8 protein-coding genes are annotated in these 7307 nt (G+C 63.3%); 2 read left to right on the top strand and 6 right to left on the bottom strand.

The features are described from left to right. A partial coding sequence (locus EG850_RS02700; protein ID WP_328588368.1) for an ion transporter occupies positions 1 to 983 on the top strand: 983 nt, incomplete at its 5' end. Positions 984 to 989: 6 nt separating this feature from the next. On the opposite strand, the gene EG850_RS02695 is transcribed toward EG850_RS02700, so the two are convergent. From EG850_RS02695 to EG850_RS02680, 5 genes are all read right to left on the bottom strand, one after another. Then, a complete protein-coding gene (locus tag EG850_RS02695) occupies positions 990 to 1259 on the bottom strand; it encodes a hypothetical protein (protein ID WP_124969580.1) in 270 nt (89 codons plus the stop codon). Positions 1260 to 1295: 36 nt separating this feature from the next. Beyond that, the gene (locus EG850_RS02690) at positions 1296 to 2876 is read right to left on the bottom strand and encodes an APC family permease (RefSeq protein ID WP_124969578.1); all 1581 of its coding nucleotides are present in this window, start codon (positions 2874 to 2876) and stop codon (positions 1296 to 1298) included. Positions 2877 to 2994: 118 nt separating this feature from the next. Next, positions 2995 to 3141 (bottom strand): hypothetical protein, encoded by a 147-nt coding sequence (locus EG850_RS13220; RefSeq protein ID WP_185714921.1) that lies wholly within the window; start codon positions 3139 to 3141, stop codon positions 2995 to 2997. 47 nt (positions 3142 to 3188) lie between these two features. Beyond that, positions 3189 to 3956, bottom strand: coding sequence for a fumarylacetoacetate hydrolase family protein (locus EG850_RS02685; protein WP_124969576.1), 768 nt, complete (start codon positions 3954 to 3956; stop codon positions 3189 to 3191). A 114-nt stretch (positions 3957 to 4070) separates the two neighbouring features. Further along, positions 4071 to 4979, bottom strand: coding sequence for a universal stress protein (locus EG850_RS02680; RefSeq protein ID WP_124969574.1), 909 nt, complete (start codon positions 4977 to 4979; stop codon positions 4071 to 4073). Positions 4980 to 5111: 132 nt separating this feature from the next. Here EG850_RS02680 and EG850_RS02675 point away from each other — a divergent pair, with 132 nt between their 5' ends. After that, positions 5112 to 5789, top strand: coding sequence for a TetR/AcrR family transcriptional regulator (locus EG850_RS02675; RefSeq protein ID WP_185714920.1), 678 nt, complete (start codon positions 5112 to 5114; stop codon positions 5787 to 5789). Positions 5790 to 5861: 72 nt separating this feature from the next. Here the strand turns inward: EG850_RS02675 and gabT are convergent, their stop codons facing one another. Continuing rightward, complete coding sequence (gene gabT, locus EG850_RS02670) at positions 5862 to 7187, bottom strand: 4-aminobutyrate--2-oxoglutarate transaminase (RefSeq protein WP_124969570.1); 1326 nt, start codon at positions 7185 to 7187, stop codon at positions 5862 to 5864. Positions 7188 to 7307: the final 120 nt, after the last annotated feature.

Genomic DNA, 7307 nt, shown 5'->3' with positions numbered 1-7307 from the left:
CCGCGGACCCCAGCTACACCCTCAACTGCGAAGAGCCAGTTAATCCCGCTCAGTCTTGTGGGCTCGTTATTCTCACGAGCATGGATGCAGAAGGATCTTGGTCTCCCAACCCTCGGGCTACCGGCTGGCGTCGTCGCCTTGGCGAGTTCGTGCTGTCGAGTCCAGTGCAGTCATTTGTGCTCGCCGTCATCGTGCTCAACGCGGTGACCCTCGGGCTCGAAACCTCGCCCGCCGTCATGTCCGTAGCTGGACCATTCCTGCACCTGCTCGACACCATCGCGCTCACGATCTTCGTCATTGAGATTTTGCTCAAACTCCTCGCACTCGATGGCCGATTCTTTCGCGACGGCTGGAACATCTTTGACTTCCTTGTCGTCGTGATTTCGCTCATCCCAGCCGCGGGGCCATTCGCGGTATTGCGGTCCCTCCGAGTCCTCCGAGTGCTGCGCCTGGTCAATCGGTTGCCCCAATTGCGCCGCATCGCCAGTTCAATCATCAAAGCTATTCCCGGCATCGGGGCCATCGCTGCCCTCATGGCGATCGTGTTTTACGTCGGCGCGGTCATGGCAACGGTGCTCTTTGGCAATAGCTTTCCGCAGTGGTTTGGTTCGATCCCGGCGTCGCTGTACTCCCTCTTTCAAGTGATGACGCTCGAGAGCTGGTCGATGGGCATCGTGCGTCCGGTCATGGAGGTGTATCCCGAAGCGTGGATGTTCTTCGTACCGTTCATCCTCGTGTCAGCGTTCGTGATGCTCAATCTCTTCATCGCGGTGATTATTGACGCCATGTCGAACCTCGAGGGCTCGACGAAGGGCACGGTCGCCGAACCGGCACCGGTGCGCACTGCCCCCGTGCCCACGGCGGGGTCGATTTTCGCTGCTGAGCGCGAACTCACCGAGTTGCGCGCGGAAGTTACCGAAACTCGTCGCGAAATTGTGGCGATTCGGGCGCTACTCGAAGGTCGTGCAACCGGTTCGAACTAGCTATCGCTACTCGTCGTCGGGAAGCCCAGCGCCGATGTCCTTGCGCAGTACCGTGCCAACGGCGAGCGCGATGCCGCCGACGAGCACGAGTGTGGCCGAGAGCCCGACGAGCGGGGCGACGAGATCACCGGGCATACCGTTGCCGCCGAAAAAGAGCAGGGTACCGACGCAGATGAGCCCGACGACGAGGAGTAGCACCGCGATCATCCGCCAGGAAGAGCGCTTCGGGGTCGCTTCCTCGGGGCCTTCAGGCAGTTCGCGTGCGGGTTCAGACATGTTCCCCAGGGTACGCGGGACGCACCCCGCCAAGACCTAGTGGCTCGGGCGACCCTTTCCGTGCGAGTCGATCTCAGGCAGCACCTCAACGCCACCCGCCGCGACATCGGCCTCGTTCTCTGACACTGGGATGGTCTCGCCGCGGAAGAACTCGGGCGTCACGAAGCGCATGATCACCATGAGCACAACACCGAGGAGGAGCACCCCCACACCAAGCACGAACACGAGTCCGAGACCGTTGAGCGAGGAGCCCGAACCATAGTCGGGGTCCATCGAGTCAATCGCGGTCTGGAAGAACATCCACACGAGCGTGAGACCACCGAGCAACGGCAGCAGGAAGCGCATGAACACGTTACGCGTGCTCGTGAACCAGCTCTTGCGGAAGTACCAGACGGCCGCGAGGCCCGTGGCACCGTAGTAGAAACAGACCATCATGCCGAGGGCGGTGATCGTGTCCCAGAGCGCGTTCTCTGAGAGAAGTCGCATCACGACGTAGAACACGATCGAGGCGGCGGCAGCCCAAATCGTCGCGCGGGCCGGCGACTTGAAGCGCGGCGAGACCTTCGCGAACGAGGACGGCAGTGCCTTGTAGTAGCCCATGGCGAGCAGGGTGCGCGCGGGCGACACCATGGTCGAGTTCAGCGAGGCGAGCGATGAGGTGAGAATCGCGATCGACATGAGAATCGCGAATGGGCCCATCACGTGCGGCGCGAGTACCGCGAAGATCGACTCTTGGTTGTCGGGGTTACCAGCGCCGAGTTCGCCCTCGCCGATGCCCGCCCACATGAGCGTTGCCACGGTCACGAGCAGGTAGAGCGCGATGATGATGACGATGGTGAGCAGGGATGCGCGGCCCGGCGTCCGCTTCGGGTCCTTCGCTTCCTCGTTCATGGTGATGACGGTGTCCCAGCCCCAGAACATGAAGATTGAGAGCGAGACACCCGCCACCACGAGTGAGAGATCACCGATCGCGAGCGGGTTGAACCAGCTCACGTCGACCGGCGTGTAGTCATAGGCGCCGCCGCCGAGCGCCGAGGTGATCGCCGAGATCGAGTACCAGATGAGCGCCACGAGTTGGAAGAGCACGAGCCCCCACTGCACCTTCTCGGTGGCCTCAACGCCGCGGTAGCCGACATAGGCGGCGAGCACGACGAACACCGTCGTCACGGCGATATTGAGCAGCAGGTTCTCGGCGGGCAGAGTCGCGAGGGCTTCGTTGCCGAAGATCTGCGCGAGCAGGATGAAGAAGAAGTCGGTGGCAACGGCCGCAAGATTTGAGAGCACGAGCACGGTGGCCGAGATGAGTCCCCAGCCGCTCATCCAGCCGAGCCACGGCCCGAAGGCGCGCGAGGCCCAGGTGAACGAGGTGCCCGAGTCGGGCATTGCCGAGTTCAGTTCGCGATAGCCGAAGAGCACGAGCAGCATCGGGATGAAACCAATGAGCAGGATGGCCGGCGCCTGTAGACCCACTGTCGAGACCGTCGGGCCGAGCCCCGAGGTGAGGGTGTATGCGGGAGCGACGACCGAGACGCCAATGACGGCGCCACCAATCACGCCAACTTTGCCGATGCTGAGTCCCTTTGCCCCGACCTGGTGCGGGGCGTTGTGCTGCGTCATGGTGTCCTTTTCGCCGACCCTCTTGTCGACCTGGATGAGGTCGCCGTCATCCAATCACGAAAATTGAATGACTTTCACATTTTCGCTCAGAGCACCAAATCGGATGCGCTCACACCGGCTAGAAATTGCCGCCCAAGAACGACTCCACCGCGAACCAAATCGCGCTGCCTACGAAGAGCACGCCGAATACGCCAACGGCCGACATATTCACTGATTCGGGCAGCCCGAGATTCATGAGCACAATGACACCAACGATCGACAACACGAAGATCGCCAGCGCGATCAGGCGCCGCGAACTCCCGCGGCGCCGCCTCACGACGTGACCGGGTTCGACAGTGCGCCGATACCCTCGATCGCGCAAACCACCTCATCACCGGCCACGAGCGGACCGACGCCCGCAGGTGTGCCGGTGAGCAACACATCCCCGGGCAGCAGTGTGAACACGCTCGAGGCGTATTCAACGAGCTGGCCGACCGTACGCTCCATCTGGTTGAGGTTGCCGAGCTGCTTCGTTTCGCCATTCACCTTCGCACCGATGACACCTTCGCGCGGGTCGAACTCGGTCTCAATATAGGGACCGAGCGGGCAGAACGAGTCGAAGCCCTTCGCCCGCGACCACTGGCCGTCACGACGCTGCAGATCGCGCGCGGTGACGTCGTTCGCGACGGTGTAGCCGAAGATGACCTGGTGAGCCTGGCCCGCGGGCACGTGCCGCGCGACCTGGCCGATGATGACGGCGAGCTCAACCTCGTGCTCGACGTGCTGCGATTGCGTCGGCAAAATAATCGGATGCCCGGGGCCGATGATCGAGGTATTGGGCTTGAGGAACATCATCGGTTCTTCAGCCACCTCATTGCCCATCTCGCGCGCATGCTCGGCATAGTTGCGACCGAATGCGACGACCTTCGAGCGGGGAATGACCGGAGCGAGCAGGCGCACATCGGCAACGGGAACCCGCTCGTCAAGCGTGTCGATGCCGGCAAGAATCGGGTCGCCGAAGAGCTTGACGAGTTCGTCGGTCTCTTCGTCGAGCACCCCGTAGGCGAGCTGGTTCTGGTATTCGTAACGCGCGATCTTCACGGGCGTGAGTCTACCGTTGCGCGCGCTGAGGCTCTCGGTAGGGTGTGCGCTGAGGCTCTCGAAGCGCGGCAGAGTGCACTTCGAGAACCTCAGTGCACCAAGCCGGCGGCACGACTAAAAGTCGGTGTACTCGCTCGGGATCACGATCACCGGCACGGGCACGAGCCGCAGGATGCGCCGGGCTCGCGAGCCGAGGAAGACGCTGCGGCCACGCCCCAATCGACTCGACCCCACGACCGCGAACTCGTTCTCGTGCCACTCGATGCTCTCGAGGGCCTCATCAAAATCGCGGCCCTCGGCAATCTCGATGGTCGCGCGGCCAGAGTCGAGCATCCCGGTCGCGATCTTCTCGAGGCGGCTGCCACCGAACTCGCGCACCTCATCGGTGATCTCGGGGATATCGCGCGGTGCGACCCCGTCGATCTGCACGAGCGAGACGAGTCGCAGCGGCACTCCGCGCGAATCCGCGCGCTGCAGCGCCCGGCCAATCACGGCCTCGGAGCCCGCCCGAGTGCCGTAGATACCGGTCACCCGATCAACCGGGCCGGTCGCCGAGAACCCGGCCGGCGCAAGGCCCACCGGCACCGGCGAGGAGTGCAACAGCGTGTTTGCCGTCGAACCGACGGTGAACGTGCGCAAGAGCGTTCCGGCCTCGGCACCCACGATGACGAGCACCGCATTGTGTTCTTCAGCCGCATCCAAGAGCCCGTGCGCTTCGGTCGAGGCGAAGCGGTACTCGAACGTTGCCTCGACACCTTCGGGCACCCGCGCGAGGGCGTCGTCGCCCCACTCGCGCACCTGGTCGATCATGATGGTGTCGGAGTTCAACGACGCCATCCCCGCGCTTGAGAACCGGTTCGGTTCGGGCAGCACCAGGGTGATGACCAGCTCAACATTCGCCCCGTTGGCGAGGAAGGCACCAAGAGCGAGGGCGTCGTAGCCACGTGAATCGGCAATGTAGCCAATGACCATGCGCTCCGGCTCGCCGGGCGCGGTGTTCGGCTCAGCGGCAGAGTCCGTCATCGCATTCCTTCCGCAACAATTGTCGAGATTTCACAATCTACGTGGTTTGTGGAGGCGCCTCCAGCGCGCTTGCGTCCAAACCACATCATGATTGGGCATATTCTTGTCAGACCGCTGTGCAAGGAGGCAACAATGGCAGGCAATAGGCGCCCAGCCGGACGTCCACGCACCCGCATCCTCAATCGCGAGGTCATCACGGGTGCTGCTCGGCGAATCATCGCCAACGATGGCGTTCCGGCACTGACGATGACCCGTCTCGCACACAAGCTCTCCGTCACACCCTCGGCCCTCTACAACCACGCCACCTCGAAGCAGGAGATCCTGCGTTGGATCGAGGATGCCGTCATGGGTGAGATCGACTGCAGCGCCTTCGGCACGACCGATTGGCGTACAGCACTCAAGGCCTGGGCGCTGAGCTATCGCGATGTGATGGCGGCGCACTCCGAACTCATTGCCGCGATCGCCACGATCGAGGTGACCGACTCGCCCCGCACCGTCGCAATGTACGAATCAGTCACGAAGGGGCTCGTCGATGGCGGCTGGCCAATTCGTTCCTGCCTGCCGCTCATCATTGCGCTCGAATCGTTCATTTACGGCGCGGCCTTCAACGAGCACGCCCCCGACGACATTTTCGACGCCGGTTCATTGGCGGATGAAGCACCCACGTTCGTCGCGACCGTCGAGGCCCAGCGCGGTCGCGATCTGCGCGCGATCAACGATGAACTCTTCGAGATCGGCTTCGATGCCATCGTCGACCACACCGCGAAGCGGGTCGGCGTGCCGAATCCGGCCGCGGCCGCGACGGCCTAGCCACGCATCCGCACCAAAAGTAGGTGGCCCCGCATCCAATTGGATGCGGGGCCACCTACTTGAGGTCAACGCCTAGCTGAACTTGCGGATCGACTCGATGAACACGCCGATGGCGTCGTCGAGCAGCTCGTCGCTCATGACGAGCGGCGGGAGGAGGCGGATGACGTTGCCGTAGGTGCCGCAGGTGAGCAGCAGCACGCCCTGCGAGAGCGCGTCGGAAACAATTTCCTTGACGATCTCAGGGTTCGGCTCCTTGCCGCCGGCCTTGACGAACTCGATCGCGAGCATGGCGCCGCGACCGCGAACTTCACCAACGGTGGCAACTTCACCAACGAGCGGCTCGAAGGCAGCGCGCACCTTAGCCTCGATTTCGAGGGCCTTCTCGGCGAGGTTCTCGGTCTCGTAGACCTCGATGGTCGCGAGTGCCGCAGCGTTCGCGATGGGGTTACCCGAGTAGGTGCCACCGATGCCACCGGCGTGCGGTGCATCCATGATCTCGGCGCGACCGATGACCGCCGACAGCGGCATACCGCCAGCAATACCCTTGGCGCTGGTGATGAGGTCGGGCTCGATGCCGTCCCACTCCGAGCAGAACCACTTGCCGGTGCGGGCCATGCCCGACTGCACCTCGTCGGCAACGAAGACGATGCCGTTTTCGTGCGCGAAGTCGACGATCGCGGGGAGGAAGCCCTCAGCCGGAACGATGAAGCCACCCTCGCCCTGGAGGGGCTCGATGACGATCGCGGCGACGTTCTTCGCGCCGATCTGCTTCTCGATGGCGCTGATGGTGCGGGCGGCAGCCTCGGCACCGGTGAGGCCGTCACGGTAGGGGTAGCTCGCCGGGAAGCGGTAGATCTCGGGAGCGAACGGGCCGAAGCCGTCCTTGTAGGGCATCGACTTCGAGGTCATTGCCATGGTGAGGTTGGTGCGGCCGTGGAAGGCGTGGTCGAACACGACGATGGCGTCGCGGCCGGTGTACTTGCGCGCGATCTTCACGGCGTTCTCGAGGGCCTCGGCGCCCGAGTTGAACAGGGCTGCCTTCTTCTCGAAGTTGCCGGGGGTGAGCTCGGTGAGGCGCTTGCACAGCTCAACGTAGCTGCCGTAGGGGGCGGTGTTGATCTGGAAGTGGGCACCGCTCGCGGCGGTCTCCTGAATCGCCTTGATGACGGTCGGGTGACCGTTACCGACGGTAGTCACACCGATGCCCGAACCGAAGTCGACGAACTGGTTGCCGTCAACGTCGCGGAGGATCGCGCCGTCGGCTTCGGCAATGTAGCTGGGGAGGCTCGAACCGATCGAGTTGCTCACGTACTTGGCGCGCTCAGCGGCGAGCGCCTGTGACTTGGGGCCAGGCAGCTCGGTGACGATGCTGCGCTTCTGCTCGAGACGGAACTCCATAGTTCCTTCCTTCCGTAGACACGGTCGATGGGGATGCCATGAGCGTACGGCGAGTAGGTGGTCGCGCATCATGGCCATCGGCACGATCACGGCAATAAATTGTTGTGCATCCGCATGATC

Origin of the sequence: Gulosibacter macacae, assembly GCF_003865375.1 — a bacterium.
GTDB classification, from domain to species: Bacteria; Actinomycetota; Actinomycetes; order Actinomycetales; family Microbacteriaceae; genus Gulosibacter; species Gulosibacter macacae.
This window is presented reverse-complemented; position numbering and strand designations above follow the sequence as displayed.

Excerpts from the sequence above, each read along its gene's own strand:
- EG850_RS02675 (WP_185714920.1), top strand. The coding sequence starts at position 5,112 with ATGGCAGGCAATAGGCGCCCAGCCGGACGTCCACGCACCCGCATCCTC.
- EG850_RS02690 (WP_124969578.1), bottom strand. The coding sequence starts at position 2,876 with ATGACGCAGCACAACGCCCCGCACCAGGTCGGGGCAAAGGGACTCAGC.
- EG850_RS02695 (WP_124969580.1), bottom strand. The coding sequence starts at position 1,259 with ATGTCTGAACCCGCACGCGAACTGCCTGAAGGCCCCGAGGAAGCGACC.
- EG850_RS02680 (WP_124969574.1), bottom strand. The coding sequence starts at position 4,979 with ATGACGGACTCTGCCGCTGAGCCGAACACCGCGCCCGGCGAGCCGGAG.
- gabT (WP_124969570.1), bottom strand. The coding sequence starts at position 7,187 with ATGGAGTTCCGTCTCGAGCAGAAGCGCAGCATCGTCACCGAGCTGCCT.